The sequence below is a fragment of the Epibacterium sp. MM17-32 genome (assembly GCF_022348205.1).
Taxonomy (GTDB): Bacteria; Pseudomonadota; Alphaproteobacteria; order Rhodobacterales; family Rhodobacteraceae; genus Epibacterium.
In genome coordinates, this window is record NZ_JAKRFC010000005.1 from 20,116 (window position 1) to 35,799 (window position 15,684).

At 61.5% G+C, this 15,684-nt stretch carries 15 protein-coding genes; 8 read left to right on the forward strand and 7 right to left on the reverse strand.

The features are described 5' to 3' along the window. Positions 1 to 85 precede the first annotated feature (85 nt). Entirely contained in the window at positions 86 to 1,108 is a 1,023-nt protein-coding gene (locus tag MHM88_RS09730) for an aspartate-semialdehyde dehydrogenase (protein WP_239322084.1), read from the reverse strand. Positions 1,109 to 1,416: 308 nt separating this feature from the next. Here MHM88_RS09730 and MHM88_RS09735 point away from each other — a divergent pair, with 308 nt between their 5' ends. Next, positions 1,417 to 2,565 (forward strand): DUF3095 domain-containing protein, encoded by a 1,149-nt coding sequence (locus tag MHM88_RS09735; protein WP_370687479.1) that lies wholly within the window; start codon positions 1,417 to 1,419, stop codon positions 2,563 to 2,565. 99 nt (positions 2,566 to 2,664) lie between these two features. Here MHM88_RS09735 and MHM88_RS09740 read toward each other — a convergent pair whose 3' ends face one another. Then, the gene (locus tag MHM88_RS09740; protein WP_239322086.1) at positions 2,665 to 3,315 is read right to left on the reverse strand and encodes a carbonic anhydrase; all 651 of its coding nucleotides are present in this window, start codon (positions 3,313 to 3,315) and stop codon (positions 2,665 to 2,667) included. Positions 3,316 to 3,511: 196 nt separating this feature from the next. Here MHM88_RS09740 and MHM88_RS09745 point away from each other — a divergent pair, with 196 nt between their 5' ends. The 3 genes from MHM88_RS09745 (at position 3,512) to MHM88_RS09755 (ending at position 6,137) form a co-directional block, all read left to right on the forward strand. Continuing rightward, on the forward strand, positions 3,512 to 3,850 hold the full coding sequence (locus MHM88_RS09745; protein ID WP_239322087.1) for a hypothetical protein: 339 nt from the start codon (positions 3,512 to 3,514) through the stop codon (positions 3,848 to 3,850). 131 nt (positions 3,851 to 3,981) lie between these two features. Continuing rightward, on the forward strand, positions 3,982 to 5,400 hold the full coding sequence (locus tag MHM88_RS09750) for a M17 family metallopeptidase (protein ID WP_239363774.1): 1,419 nt from the start codon (positions 3,982 to 3,984) through the stop codon (positions 5,398 to 5,400). Further along, positions 5,397 to 6,137 (forward strand): NlpC/P60 family protein, encoded by a 741-nt coding sequence (locus tag MHM88_RS09755; RefSeq protein WP_239363776.1) that lies wholly within the window; start codon positions 5,397 to 5,399, stop codon positions 6,135 to 6,137. Before MHM88_RS09750 ends, MHM88_RS09755 begins: the two co-directional genes overlap by 4 nt. 166 nt (positions 6,138 to 6,303) lie before the next feature. Here MHM88_RS09755 and MHM88_RS09760 read toward each other — a convergent pair whose 3' ends face one another. The 3 genes from MHM88_RS09760 to MHM88_RS09770 form a co-directional block, all read right to left on the reverse strand. Next, entirely contained in the window at positions 6,304 to 6,648 is a 345-nt protein-coding gene (locus tag MHM88_RS09760) for a DUF2794 domain-containing protein (protein WP_168593746.1), read from the reverse strand. Between the two features lie 31 nt (positions 6,649 to 6,679). After that, complete coding sequence (locus MHM88_RS09765) at positions 6,680 to 7,393, reverse strand: helix-turn-helix transcriptional regulator (RefSeq protein WP_239363779.1); 714 nt, start codon at positions 7,391 to 7,393, stop codon at positions 6,680 to 6,682. Positions 7,394 to 7,478: 85 nt separating this feature from the next. Then, a complete protein-coding gene (locus tag MHM88_RS09770; protein WP_239363782.1) occupies positions 7,479 to 8,096 on the reverse strand; it encodes a TetR/AcrR family transcriptional regulator in 618 nt (205 codons plus the stop codon). Positions 8,097 to 8,333: 237 nt separating this feature from the next. Here MHM88_RS09770 and MHM88_RS09775 point away from each other — a divergent pair, with 237 nt between their 5' ends. The 4 genes from MHM88_RS09775 to MHM88_RS09790 all read left to right on the forward strand — a co-directional run bounded on the left by MHM88_RS09775 (position 8,334) and on the right by MHM88_RS09790 (position 12,311). Beyond that, entirely contained in the window at positions 8,334 to 9,266 is a 933-nt protein-coding gene (locus MHM88_RS09775) for an AEC family transporter (RefSeq protein WP_239363794.1), read from the forward strand. Positions 9,267 to 9,509: 243 nt separating this feature from the next. After that, positions 9,510 to 10,343: an S-formylglutathione hydrolase gene (gene fghA, locus MHM88_RS09780; protein ID WP_239364531.1), complete on the forward strand. Its 834-nt coding sequence runs from the start codon at positions 9,510 to 9,512 to the stop codon at positions 10,341 to 10,343. 4 nt (positions 10,344 to 10,347) lie between these two features. Next, positions 10,348 to 11,862, forward strand: coding sequence for a Si-specific NAD(P)(+) transhydrogenase (gene sthA, locus MHM88_RS09785; RefSeq protein WP_239363795.1), 1,515 nt, complete (start codon positions 10,348 to 10,350; stop codon positions 11,860 to 11,862). Then, the gene (locus tag MHM88_RS09790) at positions 11,859 to 12,311 is read left to right on the forward strand and encodes a YaiI/YqxD family protein (protein WP_239363796.1); all 453 of its coding nucleotides are present in this window, start codon (positions 11,859 to 11,861) and stop codon (positions 12,309 to 12,311) included. The genes sthA and MHM88_RS09790 overlap by 4 nt, the downstream gene beginning before the upstream one ends. 187 nt (positions 12,312 to 12,498) lie before the next feature. On the opposite strand, the gene gyrB is transcribed toward MHM88_RS09790, so the two are convergent. Together gyrB and MHM88_RS09800 are read right to left on the reverse strand one after the other, a co-directional pair. Beyond that, entirely contained in the window at positions 12,499 to 14,916 is a 2,418-nt protein-coding gene (gene gyrB / locus MHM88_RS09795) for a DNA topoisomerase (ATP-hydrolyzing) subunit B (RefSeq protein ID WP_239363797.1), read from the reverse strand. 84 nt (positions 14,917 to 15,000) lie between these two features. Further along, positions 15,001 to 15,594, reverse strand: a complete 594-nt coding sequence (locus MHM88_RS09800) for an NAD(P)H-dependent oxidoreductase (RefSeq protein ID WP_239363798.1) — start codon at positions 15,592 to 15,594, stop codon at positions 15,001 to 15,003. Positions 15,595 to 15,684 lie beyond the last annotated feature (90 nt).

The window sequence follows — 15,684 nt, forward strand, 5'->3', positions numbered from 1 at the left end:
CCTCTCGATGATCGGATATTGGCCGATGGAAGGTAGTCACCGTCCGGCCGATAGGTCGGGCGCTGTCCTTCTTTCTAGCTGGCGATCAGCCCTTCTTCAGAACCTCACGGCCCAAGAGCTCGGCGATCTGTACCGCGTTCAGCGCGGCCCCTTTGCGCAGGTTGTCAGAGACACACCACAGGTTCAGACCGTTATCCAGCGTCGAGTCCTGACGGATACGGCTGATGAAGGTGGCAAAATCACCAACGCATTCTTTCGGCGTCACGTAGCCGCCGTCTTCGCGCTTGTCGATCACCATGATGCCCGGTGCCTCGCGCAGAATGTCGCGGGCCTCGTCTTCATCAAGGAAGTCCTCGGTTTCGATGTTGATCGCCTCAGAGTGGCCCACAAACACCGGCACGCGCACACAGGTCGCAGTCAGCTTGATCGACGGGTCGATGATCTTCTTGGTTTCCGCGACCATCTTCCACTCTTCCTTGGTGGAGCCATCGTCGAGGAAGACATCGATATGCGGGATCACGTTGAACGCGATGTCCTTAGGGTAGACCTTGCGCTCGTAATCATCGGTCGGGTTGTAATGCGCCTTGGTCTGATCCCAGAGCTCGTCAATGGCGTCCTTGCCGGAGCCGGAGACCGACTGATAGGTCGACACCACGACGCGTTTGATCTTGGCGCGGTCATGCAGCGGCTTCAGCGCCACAACCATCTGCGCGGTCGAGCAGTTGGGGTTGGCGATGATGTTTTTCTTGGAATAGCCGTGCACGGCCTCCGGGTTCACCTCGGGCACGATCAGCGGGATGTCCGGATCGTAGCGATAGAGCGACGAATTGTCGATCACGACGCAACCGGCCTCTGCAGCCTTGGGCGCGTATTTCTTGGTCGCGTCAGAGCCAATAGCAAACAGCGCCATGTCCCAGCCGGTGAAATCGAAGGTGTCGAGATCCTGGGTCTTCAATGTCTTGTCGCCGAATGTGACCTCAGTGCCCAGCGAGCGACGGGACGCCAGAACGGCAACCTCATCCACCGGGAACTGGCGCTCGGCCAGGATGTTCAGCATTTCACGGCCCACGTTGCCCGTGGCGCCGGCGACAACGACGCGATAACCCATGTTTGTTTCTCCAATATTGTCCGGCCTCATGACCGGCTCGCGGTGTGATATAGTTTCTGCGCCTGCATTGAAAGGCGCGATTCAGCAACAAACGCGTTCAAGGCGTGAATTGTTCCCCTGTTTCTGGCGAATTATCCGGTATCTTGACGCTCATCGCCGCAAGATTGGAAATACCACACGGATATGGTGCGTCCACAGCCTGTCACGGCTGCGCGAGTCCCCCTTGTCGCATGCCCCGGATGCTGCATCTATCACGCAGGCCCCCGCCGCGGGGATGCGCCGCCCGTATTGGAGACCGCCCCAAGATGATGATCGAGGATCCGTTCTACGCTCAGCTTCCAAAGGTGCGCACCTTTGCCAATCTGACCCGCGGGGATCGCTTTGCACCACTGCCTCACGACTGGGTCGTGGGGTGCTGCGACATCGTGGATTCGACAGGGCTGCTGGCGCAGGGGCACTACAAGACCGTCAATATGGTGGGGGCCTCCTCCATCGCTGCGCTGATGAATGCCTTTGACCACGCGCCGTTTCCCTTTGTGTTTGGCGGCGATGGCACCTCTTTTGCGCTGCCGCCGCAGTTCGCGGACGTTGCCCGGCAAGAGCTTGCCAAACTGCGCGCCTGGGTGGCGCAGGAATTTGCGGTCGAATTGCGCGCGGCGCTCTTGCCCGTAGCGGAGGTTCGTCGCGCCGGCCGTGACGTGCGGGTGGCCCGCTTTGCCGCGTCCGAGCATCTGGACTATGCAATGTTCGAGGGCGGCGGGTTGGCCTGGCTTGAAGAGCAAATGAAAGCGGGCCGTTTTGAAATCGCCCCGGCAGACCCGGTTCAATCCCCAGATCTGACAGGGCTGTCTTGCCGCTGGAACAGCGTGCCCGCGGTCCATGGCCAGATCCTGTCGCTGCTGGTTCTGCCCCATCCCGACGCCTCGGCAGAAGAGTTCGACGCATTGGTGACAGAAATCCTGTCCGAGGTCGCCGGATCGGAACGCGCAGGCCACCCGCTGCCGGAAACCGGGCCCGACATGCAGTTCCCGCCCCCCGGCTTGCGCGTGGAGGCGCGATTGTCGCGCCGCAATACACCTGCAATTTTCAGAACAGTCTCGCTGTTTTTCCAATCCGCCTTTGCGGCGCTGATGTTCCTGCGCAAACGCCCGACCGGCGGGTTTGATCCAACGCACTATCGCAACACGATCACCGCCAATGCAGATTTCCGCAAGTTTGATGACGGGTTGAAGATGACACTGGATTGCAGTGACGAGACCCGTATGGCACTCGAAGCACTGCTGATCCAGGCGCAGGCCAAGCGTATCGCCCGCTACGGGCTGCACGCGCAGGACGAGGCCCTTGTGACCTGCATCGTTCCCTCGCCCATGCAGGACGATCACATGCATTTCGTTGATGGCGCCTCAGGCGGCTATGCGCAAGCGGCCCAAATGCTGAAGGCGGCGAAGCAGACCTGACCTTCTGCAGCCGCAGCCCCCCCCGCCCGCGCCCGGGTCGGGGCTTTGCGCTGTCCGGAATCGGGGATATCCGGGGCCGTCAGCGGGTCGCTTGTCCTCTCAAACCGGGTGAAAGGTGCTCGATTTCGGGTCGTAGCACTCCAGCCCGCCTTCGCCGATGTCGGTCCAGAGCCCATGCAGGCTCAGCTCGCCGGACTTCACCGCGCTCTCGATAAACGGGAAGGTCATCAGGTTTTCAAGGCTGGCCACAACCGCCTGACGCTCAAACTGACGCGCCTGCTCCTGCTCATCCACGATGTCCTCCACCGCGGTAAAGCGCGGCTTCAGAATGTCCATCCAGCGCCCGACAAAGCTGGTCTTTTCCTCCAGCGCCGGTGCGTGCCCCTTGCACATGTCGATACAGCCCTGAACGCCACCACATTGCGAATGGCCCAGCACGATCAGATGCGCCACCTTCAGCACCGTCACCGCATATTCGACCGTGGCCGAGGTGCCGTGGTGGTCGCCATCGGGCGCATAGGGCGGCACCAGATTGGCAATATTGCGGTGGATGAAGAACTCGCCCTGATCCGCCCCGAAGATCGAGGTCACATGCACCCGGCTGTCACAGCAGGAAATCACCATGGCACGCGGGCGCTGGCCCTCCTTGGCCAGGCGGCGATACCAGCCCTGGTTCTCCTCGTAGGCGGTCGCTTTCCAGCCATGGTAACGGGTTACCAGATAGTTCGGCAGGGGCTTTGCATAGTCCATGTCATACACCTCGGATTATCGACTGTCGGGTGTGATAACCGCAATTCACACCAAATTCGAGAGATATACGTTTCGGATCGAAACCTTTTGACAACCAGTGCGGCGCAGATTGGGCCTATGCCGTGGGGGCATACCGAATACGGGGTGAATAGTGGTGGCTAACATACTTACAGTCAATCATAGGGAAAACGTCCACTTGGACCCGCAAAAGCTGACTGATCTTTATTCACAGCTTGGCGAGACAAGTGCCGAGGACGTCGTCTGCCGCGCCATCGAGGAACTTGCTGTGCGCCTGACGCATTGCGAGCGCCTGTGGCGCCAGAGCGACGTGGACAACCTGCGCAAGAGCGCGCGCTCGCTGATCGCGATCTCGGAACAGATCGGCATGATGGCCATGGCCAATATCGCACGCGATGTGACCAACGCCATTGATGCCGAAGATTCTCCGGCGGTGGCAGCAACGCTGTTCCGCCTGATCCGCGTTGGCGAAAGCTCGCTGACGGCGGTCTGGGAACAACACGACCTTTCGGTCTGACGGACTCGCCGCCAGCGCGGCGCATCCATGTGGGTTTTGAGTACGGCCCGGTTGGGCTTGCGGCGGCGGCTGCGACGGATACTCTGGTGGCAAGAGGTGATAGACCCAAGCCATACCAAGAGGACCTGTCCATGCAGCCCCATTTTGCCGTGCCCAATCTGGCCGTTCCAACCTTTGCCCCCGCCTCCGACGCGGGGCTTCCCCTGCACATCGTCACTGAACGCACACTGGACGCCTGGCTGGCGAAACAGGACGGCACCACTGCAGGCTGGGCGCGCTCCATGGGCTTTGCCGGCGCATGGGGCCAGGTTGTGGTGCTGCCGGGTGCAGATGGCACCATCCGCGGCGCATTGATCGGTGCAGGCACGCCCAAAACCCGCCAGCGCCAGCGATTCCTTTTGGCCGCAGCCGCTGCAAAACTGCCCGAAGGCACCTATGCGCTGGCCTCGGATCTGCCCGCGGATCTGTCGGCAGAGGTCGAATGCTTTGGCTGGTTGATGGCGCAATATGCCTTTGATCGCTATGCAAAAACCACCGGAGCCAAGGCCCGCCTGATCGCCCCCGACGGCGTTGATGCCGCTCGCGTGGAGGCGATGGCCGCAGGCGAAACCTTCACCCGCACGCTGATCAACACCCCCGCCGAGGACATGGGACCGGCAGAGTTGCAGCAGGCCGTCGAATCGCTGGCCGAGGTGCACGGAGCCACCGTGAGCACTGTGATCGGCGAGGATTTGCTGGCGCAGAACTTCCCGCTCATTCACACCGTGGGCCGCGCCGCGAACCGCGCGCCGCGCCTGATCGACATGCGCTGGGGCAACGAGGGGCCGACGCTGACGCTGGTGGGCAAGGGCGTGTGTTTCGACACCGGTGGTCTGAACCTCAAACCCGGTGCCAGCATGGCGCTTATGAAAAAAGACATGGGCGGCTCTGCAAATGTGCTGGGCTTGGCGCATATGATCATGGCGACCGGTCTCAGACTGCAATTGCGGGTGCTGATCCCGGCGGTCGAAAACGCCGTCTCTGGCCCTGCCTTCCGCCCCGGTGATATATTCACCTCCCGCAAGGGGCTGACGGTTGAGGTCAACAACACCGATGCCGAGGGCCGTCTGGTGCTGGCCGATGCGCTGGCGCTGGCTCAGGAAGACACTCCCGATCTGCTGATTTCCATGGCGACCCTGACCGGAGCGGCACGGGTGGCTGTCGGCGCAGACATTGCCCCGTTTTTTACCGACCGCGAGGGCGATGCGGTGACACTTGCAAGCAACGCACAGGACGCGGCAGATCCGGTCTGGCGGCTGCCGTTTCATGACCCCTACGAGGCGATGATCGAGCCCGGTATTGCCGATCTGGACAATGCCCCAGCGGGGGGATTTGCCGGGGCGATCACCGCCGCTTTGTTCCTGCGCCGCTTTGCCGGTGATGCGCGCTACATGCATTTCGACGTCTTTGGCTGGAGCCCCTCCAGCCTGCCCGCACGGCCCAAAGGCGGCGTTGGTCAAGGCACCCGCGCCTTGTTTCAGGCCCTACCAGAAATGCTGGGGCTGTCATGACCCGCACCCGCATCTCCCGCCCCGTTGCAGACCTGTGCAAAGCGCCGAATGGCGCGCGCGACCGGCAATTGCTGATGGGCGATCACGCCGAGATCCTGTCGCGTCAGGACGGCTGGTGCCACCTGCGCGCCGAAAAGGATGGCTACACGGGTTGGGTCGCCGAAGATCATCTGGCAGACCCGCTTGCCATGACCCATTGGGTCAGCGCTCCCGCCACCCATGCCTATACGCGCGCGGATCTGAAATCGCCGGAGCTGACCTCGCTCAGCCTTGGCAGTCAGCTGGCGGTTCGGGGCACAGAGGCGCGTTTTGCCCAAACAGATCAGGGGTTTGTGCCGCTGGTTCATCTGACCCCGCTGGACACGCGCGCGCCTGATCCGGTGGCAGTCGCCGAAACGCTCTTGGGTACGCCTTATCTTTGGGGGGGCAATAGCCGCTTTGGCATTGATTGTTCCGGTCTGGTGCAACTGTCCTGCCATGCCTGCGGTATCGACTGCCCCGGCGACAGCGGCCCGCAGGAGGCGTCTTTGGGCAGGCTTTTACCAGAAGGCAGCCCATATGAGCGGGGGGACCTCTTGTTCTGGAAGGGCCATGTGGGGTGGGTGCGCGACCCGCTGACGTTGCTGCATGCCAATGCCCATACAATGGCGGTCACGCTGGAGCCCCTTCAGGCCGCCATCACCCGCATTTTAGAACAGGGTGACGGGCCGGTAACGGCCCATAAACGCTTGGGCTGAACCGCCCTTAATGCATGGCTGGCGAAAACCTCGCAATTAAGAGACGGTCGGATCGCGCAAGCGATCCGATCCGGGCCGGGGCCGCGCGGGGCCAGAGGCCCCGCGCGGCCCCGGCCATCCCCCACAAAACCCGTGAACTGCGGCGCAACCGCCGTTTAATCCACTGCTATTCCACGGCGCGGATCAATTTGCGCTCCAGAACCCGAAGCACTGTTTTGAGATCATTGCCGCGTTTCAGGATCTGGCCATCCATCCCGACAACCGAATATTGCCCCTGCCGAGTGCGCAGCTTGGGGCGTTTCTCAATCCGATAAAGCGGGTTCTCAGCGGTGCGGCGAAATACGGAAAACACGGCCATTTCGCGCAGATGCGACAGGCCGTAGTCACGCCATTCCCCGGCGGCAACCATGCGACCATAAAGCGACATGATCACGGAGAGTTCGCTCCGGTGGAAAACGATCTGCTCAGGCGGTGGCGAAGGCGGGAAAGCCCCGGTGCTCTGTTGGTTCATCCTTCTAAGGTCCGCGCATTTGCGCTGCAAATCAAGCCTCTTCGCAGCTTTTGAGACCTGAGAGCCCCGCAAGTGCGCTGCCAAGGCCTAGCCGCTCCTCCAGGGCGCGGTGCCCCGGTGTGGTCACCTCCAGCCCACGTCCGCGCAGCGGACGCCGCAGCCATCCCGCCTCCAGCGCATGGGTCAAGATCTGCCGCCCCATGGGACCGGCGATATGCAAACGCCGCTCTGTCCAGTCCATACAGGGCCGTGCAAAGGGCGCGCGCGTAACACGGTCTGGCAGGCACACGCCCAACCCCGCCCAGATCTCGCCCGCAACAGGATGAAAGCCGCCGCCTTCTTCGCGCAGATGACCGCGCGCGATCAGCGCATCGGTCATCGCCACCGCAAGCGGTCCCGCGAGGTGATCATAACAGCTGCGCACCTGCGCCAGCCCACCTGCCTTGCGCCGCTGCGCCCGGTAAAGGCTGTCCATCGGCGCAATCGCCGCGAGCTGTTCCAGCGCCTGCGCGACCTCCGGTCCGGACAGGCGATGAAACACACAGCGCCCGCGTTTTTCTGCCACCACGAGACCCGCATCCTGCAACAGACGCAAATGCGCCGACGCGGTCTGCGGCGTGACCCCGGCGGCGCCGGCCAGTTCCTTATTGGTGAAGGAGCGCCCCTCCATCAGCTCGCAGAGCATCCGGGTGCGACTGGCATCCGCGATGGCCTGCCCGATGATATCAAAACGTGGTGTTGCCATGGGATCACCCTAGCGCTGCTGCAGGGAGTTGCCCACGACAAACACTTCGCCCAGCGCCGAAGTCTCAGCGCGCGGGATCGTTCCGTCAGACCCCGTAGCGGGCGAGGAACATGTCGACGGTGGCGTCCGCGACGCGGTGAATTTCAGCCTCCGCAACGCTGTCGCGCAGGTTAAAGATCATCCGCGGGAACAGATCGGTGCGCAGCAAGGCCGCCCATTGCTCGGTTGCCATATCGAAATCCTCGATCTGCAATTCGCCCCGTGCGGTGGCAGTGCGCAGATAAGATTTGAGCTTTTCGCGCTCGACCTGCGGGCCGCTGGCAAAGAACTCCCGCCCCAGATCGGGGAAGCGTTCGGTCTCGGCCACACAGATGCGATAGATCTTCTGGCCCACGTCAGACAGGATCACCGACAGGATATGGCGTGCCACCAGCGTCAGCACCTGACGCGGGCTGGAGCCTTCGGGAAAGTCCTGTTGCTGGGTGGCATGTCGGGCACATTCATTGCGCGCCACTTCCATAAACAACAAGCGTTTATCGGGGAAATAGCTATATAGGGTCGCCTTGGAAACACCGGCTTCGCGGGCAATATCGTCAACACTGGCGCCTTCAAACCCGTCAGCCAAAAAGACCTTGCGAGCCCCATCCAGCACCTGATCAAACTTCCGCCCCCTGCGCACGACAGCTGCGCTCTGGTTCGTCACTCTTTCCATCCTCCTCCCGCGCAACCGGGGCCGTCCCTTGCCCCCTTTGACTGCGCTAGCCCTAACGTCTGGCACTCCACCTGCCCAAAGGGCTTTTTCAAGCCCCTGTGGCGGACTGCAGTTTTTCAGCCATACCGTACCCGACAGCAGCAGGAAAGCGACAGTCGCGTGATCGCCCTGAAACCTGAAAGCAAAAACTCTTTTTCTTCTGGTCAACTCAGGTTACCAATTTCCGCGATGGCCGAGATTTTCTTTCGCACACTTCCGTTCTTTGCAATCATCGGCCTTGGCTATTGGGCAGGGCGCACCCGGTTTTTCACCGATGAGGCGACAGCCTATCTTACGAAATTCGTGTTCTTCTTTCCGCTCTCGGCGATGATCTTTCGCTTTGCCGCGAACCTGTCTGTTGCAGAGATTTTCGACCCCAATCTGATCATCGGCTATCTGGCGGGCACGCTTGGCGTCTATCTGGTGGCGACCGTGGTGGCGATGCTGCGGCGGCAGGATATATCGACCGCCGCGGTCGAGGCCCAATGCGCGGCGATCGGCAACGTGGGCTTTCTTGGCATCCCGATGATGGTGATCCTCTTTGGAGAGGGGGCTGTCGGACCGATGATGCTGGTGCTGGCGGTGGATCTGGTGGTGTTTTCCTCACTGATCGTGGTGCTGATCAACGCTCATCGCGGCGCGGGGCTGAGCCTTGCAACGCTGCGACTGGTGGGCGTGGGGCTGCTGAAAAACCCGATGATCCTGTCGATTGTGGCCGGTCTTGCATGGTCCGCAGGGCAGGTGCCGATCCCGACGCCGATGAATGATTTCCTGGCTATTTTGGGAGGGGCAGCCACCCCCGGTGCGCTGTTTGCGATTGGCGCATCACTGGCTTCCAAATCCGCGGAACGGGTGGAGGTCGCAGGCTGGCTGTCGTTTGCCAAACTGGTATTGCACCCCTTGGGCGTATCAGCGGGGGTGCTGTGGTTGATGCCGGTTACGCCCTTTTCTGCGGCGGCGGCGATTTCTGCGGCGTCGCTGCCGGTGGCGGGCAATGTTTATATGCTGGCGCAACACTATGGCGTTGCACCGCAACGGGCCTCGGCAGCGATCCTGATTTCGACCGTGGTGTCGATCATGACGGTGCCCTTTGTCATCGCTTGGGCGAATACGCTGTTATAACGCCACAGAGGACAGCCCCCGACCTCGGGTGGGGGTGAAGCCCCCTCCCTTGGGGGAGGTCGGGGCTGTCCGACCTATCGGCCGGACGCACTTTATCGCACATCGGAAAAGCGATCTTTAGCCAATTACAAGCTTCTCTGGCGCAAAAACGGGCCGAGGCGACGTGCCAGCACTGGATTAATTCGCCCTGCCCCGTTAGCGATGAGCCAACACCGAATTATGGAGGTCTCGATGGCAACTTCGATGGAAACCCTGGTCGAGAACCGGGCCTTTGGCGGCACACAGGGCGTCTACCGCCACGCCAGTTCAGCCGCCAACTGCGACATGACCTTTGGCCTGTTCCTGCCGGAAGACGCCAAGGACGGCCCGGTGCCGCTGCTGTGGTATCTTTCCGGCCTCACCTGCACCCATGAAAACGCCATGACAAAGGCCGGCGCGCAGGCGTGGTGCGCCGAGCAAGGCATCGCCATGGTGTTTCCCGATACCTCCCCACGCGGCGAAGGCGTCGCGAATGACGAGGCCTATGATCTGGGACAGGGTGCGGGATTTTACGTCAACGCCACCCAGGATCCATGGGCGCCGCATTTCCAGATGTGGGATTATGTGGCCGAAGAACTGCCCGCGCTCTTGGGCGAGCGGTTCAACCTCGACATGTCCCGTCAGGCCATCACCGGCCATTCCATGGGCGGTCACGGCGCGTTGACGCTGGCGATGAACCTGCCGGGGCGCTACCGGTCGGTGTCCGCCTTTGCGCCGATCTGCAACCCCACCAACAGCGACTGGGGCCGCAAACAGCTCAGCGCCTACCTCGGTGCGGATGAAAGCCTCTGGGCCAAACATGACGCGTCCCTCTTGATGCGCGATGTGGGCTTTGATGGCCCCGTTCTGATCGACACCGGCACGGCGGATCAATTTGGCGACTTGCTGAAAACCGAAGCGCTCGCCAGTGCCATCGCGGAACGCCGTCAGGAGGCCACCTTGCGGATGCAGAATGGCTATGACCACAGCTACTTCTTTGTCTCCACCTTCATGGAGGAGCATGTCTCCTTCCACGCAGACGCCCTCTACCGGGAGTAACACCATGACCGAGACCCCTTCCAAGTTCGACTATGACCTGATCGTCATCGGCTCCGGCCCCTCTGGCCGCACCGCCGCCATTCAGGCCGCCAAGCTCAAGCGCCGGGTGCTGGTGATTGACCGCAAGGATCGCCTGGGCGGGGTCTCTGTTCATACCGGCACGGTGCCCTCCAAGACCCTGCGGGAAACCGTGCTGAACCTCACCGGCTGGCGCGAGCGCAGTTTTTATGGTCGCGCCTACCGGGTGAAGGATCAGATCAAGGCCGAAGACCTGAAGGCGCGGCTGCATATGACGCTCGATCACGAGGTCGACGTGCTGGAACATCAGTTCAACCGCAACCACGTCGATATGCTGGCGGGCATGGCGCATTTCACCGGCCCAAATGAGGTCGAGGTGGAAGTCGAGGCGGGCGACACCACCCGTGTCACCGGCGAGAAATTCCTGATCGCCACCGGCACCCGCACCTATCGCCCCGATACCGTGCCCTTTAATGGCAAGACCGTGGTGGATGGTGACGAGTTTCTGGAAATGGCGGAAATCCCGCGCTCGCTGATCGTCGTGGGGGCAGGCGTCATTGGCGTGGAATATGCCACCATGTTTTCGGCGCTGGATGTGCGCGTCACCCTGATCGAGCCACGCGACAGCTTCCTTGATTTCATCGACCAGCGGCTGATCGAGGAATTCACCCACCAGATCCGCGAAAACGGCGTCGATCTGCGGCTTGGCTCTGCGATCGAGAGCATCGAGGATGAAGGCAGCCATATCGAGGTGACGCTGGAAAACGGCCGCCATGTGCGCGGCGAGATGCTGCTGTTTGCCGCCGGGCGCATGGGCAATACCGACCGGCTGAACCTCAAGGCCGTGGGGCTGGAGACCGATCATCGCGGCCGTCTCGAGGTGGAGCGCAAGACCTATCAGACCAAAGTGTCCCATATCTACGCCACCGGCGATGTGATCGGCCATCCGTCGCTGGCCTCCACCTCGCTGCAGCAGGGCCGCGTTGCGGCCTGTCATGCGATGGATGTGCCCACCGTGCCCGAGAGCCCGTGGTTCCCCTATGGCATCTACTCGGTGCCGGAAATGTCCACCTGTGGGATGTCCGAAGAAGAGCTGAAAGAGCGCGGCGTCCCGTATGAGGTCGGCATCGCGCGGTTTCGCGAAACCTCGCGCGGGCACATCATGGGGCTGGAGCACGGCATGCTGAAGATGCTGTTTTCGCTCAAGACCCGCCGGGTGCTGGGTGTGCAGATCGTCGGCGAAGGCGCGACTGAGCTTATTCACATCGCCCAGGCGGTGCTGAACCTCAAAGGTACGGTGGATTACTTCGTCCAGAACACCTTCAACTATCCGACGTTGGCCGAGGCCTATAAGATCGCCGGGCTTGATGCCTTCAACCGGATGCCAATCCCGGATGAATACAAGGACCTGCGCGCGCCCTCCAAGGCCAAGAAAGCCCCGGCAAAGAAGGCAGAGGCGACAAAAGACGCCCCCGCCAAAAAGGACAAGGCAGCAGAGTGAGCGCGCTATACATCGACGCCGATGCCTGCCCGGTCAAAGCCGAGGCCGAGCGGGTCGCCACCCGCCACAAATGGCGCATGTTTGTGGTCTCCAACGGGGGCCTCAGGCCCTCGCAAAACCCGCTGGTGGAAAACGTCATCGTCGATGCAGGCGCGGATGTGGCCGACATGTGGATCGCCGAACGCTGCGGGCCGGGCGATGTGGTGGTGACGGGAGACATCCCGCTGGCCGCCAAATGCATTGTGGCCGGCGCACGGGTGCTGCGCCACAATGGCGAGCGCTTTACCGAGGCCAATATCGGCCAGCAACTGGCGATGCGCGATCTGATGACCGATTTGCGTGCCGCCAACCCTTTGGGGATGCAGGGCGGCGGCAAAGGGTTCTCGAAGGCGGATCGGTCGCGGTTCCTCGACTCGCTGGAGCGGGAGATCCGGGCTGCAAAAAGGTAACCCGGCTCAGGCCAACGCCCCCGGCATCAGTCGCGGGACCGTCAATCCCGCAGCCGGGCTGCACTCTGCGCCTCAAGTGTCGCAGAGCATACGTTTCTCGGACATTCCGTCTACTTTCGCGCAGGACCAAGCGAAACGCGCACAACGGAGCGGGGATCGCGCAATTGCATGCGCGATCCTGTAAGCACTAGAAGTCGAGGTTTTCGACGCTCAGCGCGTTTTTCTGGATGAACTCGCGGCGCGGCTCCACGATGTCGCCCATCAGTTTGGTGAACAGATCATCCGCTTCGATCATGTCATCCACGCGCACCTGCAGCAGGGTCCGGGCATCCGGGTCCAGGGTGGTTTCCCACAGCTGATCCGGGTTCATCTCGCCCAGACCTTTGTAGCGCTGCAAGGTCAGCCCCTTCTCGCCTTCTTCCAGGATAGCCTTGAGCAGGTCGAGCGGGCCATAGATGGCCTGCTGGCGATCCTTGCGGTGCAGCACGGCAGGTGTGCCATAAATCTCTTGCAGGGATTTGGTGAAGCTGCCGGTCTTGCGCGCCTCACCGGATCGCAGCATCGGGCCGTCCAGAGTCCGCACCTCTTCCACACCGCGCAGGATACGCGCCAGGCGGATACCGTGATCCTGCGTGATCCGTCCCTGCCAGCCACGCTCGTATTCCAGCGCAATCAGGTCAAGGCGACTTGCCACCTTGTCAGCGACACCTTGCAGGTCGCTGTCCACCGCACCAGGGACAAACGCCCCCGCGATCGCGGCCTGTTCGAGAATATGGCGCGGATAATGGGTCGGGAACGCATCCAACAGACGCTTCAGACGGCGCGCCTCGTCCACCACACGGGTGAGATCCTGACCAGCGATTTCAGAACCGTCGCCGAGACGCAGGATCGCACCATCAACCCCCTGGCTGATGAGGTAATCCTCCATCGCGGCCTGATCCTTCAGATAGACCTCGGACTTGCCGCGGCTCACCTTGTAGAGCGGTGGCTGCGCGATGTAGAGATACCCGCCTTCGATCAGCTCCGGCATCTGGCGGTAGAAGAACGTCAACAGCAGCGTCCGGATGTGCGCGCCATCGACGTCCGCGTCGGTCATGATGACGATCTTGTGGTAACGCAGCTTTTCGATATTGAATTCATCGCGACCGATACCGGTGCCAAGCGCCATTACCAAGTTGCCGATCTCCTGACTGGAGAGCATCCGGTCAAACCGGGCGCGCTCCACGTTCAGGATCTTGCCTTTCAAGGGCAGAATAGCCTGGGTCTGACGGTCACGTCCGGTTTGCGCAGAGCCACCCGCAGAGTCCCCCTCGACGAGGAAGACTTCGGTCTTCGAGGGGTCTTTCTCGGAACAATCCTTGAGCTTGCCGGCGAGGAAGTTCACGTCCATCGCAGTTTTGCGGCGGGTGAGTTCACGCGCTTTGCGAGCAGCTTCGCGGGCCAGGGCGGCCTCGATGATCTTGCCGACCACCTGTTTGGCGACATTGGGGTTTTCTTCGAACCATTCCGCGAGCTTTTCGCCCATCAGGCTCTCGACCACCGGGCGCACCTCGGAGGACACAAGCTTGTCCTTGGTCTGAGAGGAGAATTTCGGATCCGGCACTTTCACCGACAGCACGCAGGTCAGACCTTCGCGGGCATCATCGCCGGTGAAGGAGACCTTTTCCTTTTTGGCGATGCCAGAGGATTGCGCATAGCTGTTGATGGTCCGGGTCAGCGCCCCCCGAAAACCCGCCACATGGGTGCCGCCATCGCGCTGGGGGATGTTGTTGGTAAAGGGCAGCACGGTCTCGTGGTAGCTGTCGTTCCACCACATGGCGATCTCGACACCGATGTCGTCCTTTTCGCCCTTGATGTAGATCGGCGCGTCCATCACCGGGGTCTTGGAGCGGTCGAGGTATTTGACAAACTCGTTGACGCCACCCTCGTAGAACAGCTCGCTCTCGAGCCGCTCAGCCGGGCGTTCATCCGCCACGACAATACGCACGCCAGAGTTCAGGAACGCGAGTTCCCGCAGGCGTTTTTCCAGCGTCTCGAAAGAGTATTCGAGGTTGGAGAAGGTGTCGGTCGACGCAAGGAAGCGCACCTCGGTGCCGGTGCGATCACCGCAGTCGCCCACAACGGTCAGATGTTTCACGGTATCACCGCGCTCAAAGCGGGCAACGTGTTCCTTGCCATTGCGCCAGATGCGCAGCTCCAGCCAATCAGAGAGCGCGTTCACAACCGAAACACCAACGCCGTGCAGACCACCGGACACCTTGTAGGAGTTGCTGTCGAACTTCCCGCCCGCGTGCAGCTGGGTCATGATGACCTCGGCCGCGGAAACGCCCTCTTCGGCGTGAATATCGACAGGGATACCGCGGCCATTGTCGCTTACAGAGACGCTGGAATCGGCGTGGATCGTGACCGTGACGCGGTCCGCATGCCCGGCCAGTGCCTCGTCGATACCGTTGTCCACCACCTCATAGACCATATGGTGCAGACCGGAGCCGTCGTCGGTGTCGCCGATGTACATTCCGGGCCGTTTGCGCACGGCCTCCAACCCCTTGAGAACCTTGATGGAATCTGCGCCATATTCTGCCGGAGTTTGCTCGTTTTCGGACATTCACGCCTTCCTATTCTTAACTGTCGATTTTATACGCGTTCCAGGGCGGGATGTCACGCGCAAGCCCCCTTTTTTCTTAGGGAATCATGCGGCTCGCTCTCCCAGTCTTGAAGCTTTCTGACACCAGGCCGCCACGGTCGAAGCGACCGGGTGCGAAGCGGGCGCAAAAGACGTGAAACGGGTGGGCCGGACCCCCACAAACCCGAGTATCTGGCGCGACAGGATCTTCTTGACCGCGTTGCTGTAAAACAGCCGCAGGAACACCGCGGGCGTGTCGGAGGTCAGCAGGACCCGGGCCGTCTTCCCCGTCAGCATCGGCGCCGGCAAACCCAGCATCGAGGTGTTGCGCGTGTCAAAGGTGCGGCCCGGCAGCAAGGCCCGGTCAAACACGCCCTTGAGCTTTGCCGGAAGCGCGCCCCACCACAGCGGCGTCGTGAGCACCACATGTTCGGCCCACTCCAGATCCGTCAGGAAAGCCTCCAGATCTGGTTCGAGGGGTTTGTAGTTATGGTATCCGCCAATGCCATAATCCATGTCGAATTCCATGGCAGAGAGGTCATGGTAGCGCACATCGTGGCCAGCGCCCTTCGCGGCATCGCGATAGGCTTCTGCCAGTGTCTTGTTGAGGGATTCTTTGCCAGGGTGGCCGTTCAGTATGATGATCTTTCGTGTGGACATGAGGTCCTCCGCATTGCTAAATGTGACTTCGGTCATTTTATTGACTGAAAATTCGACCACGGTCAATTTAATAATTGACCGTGGTCACAA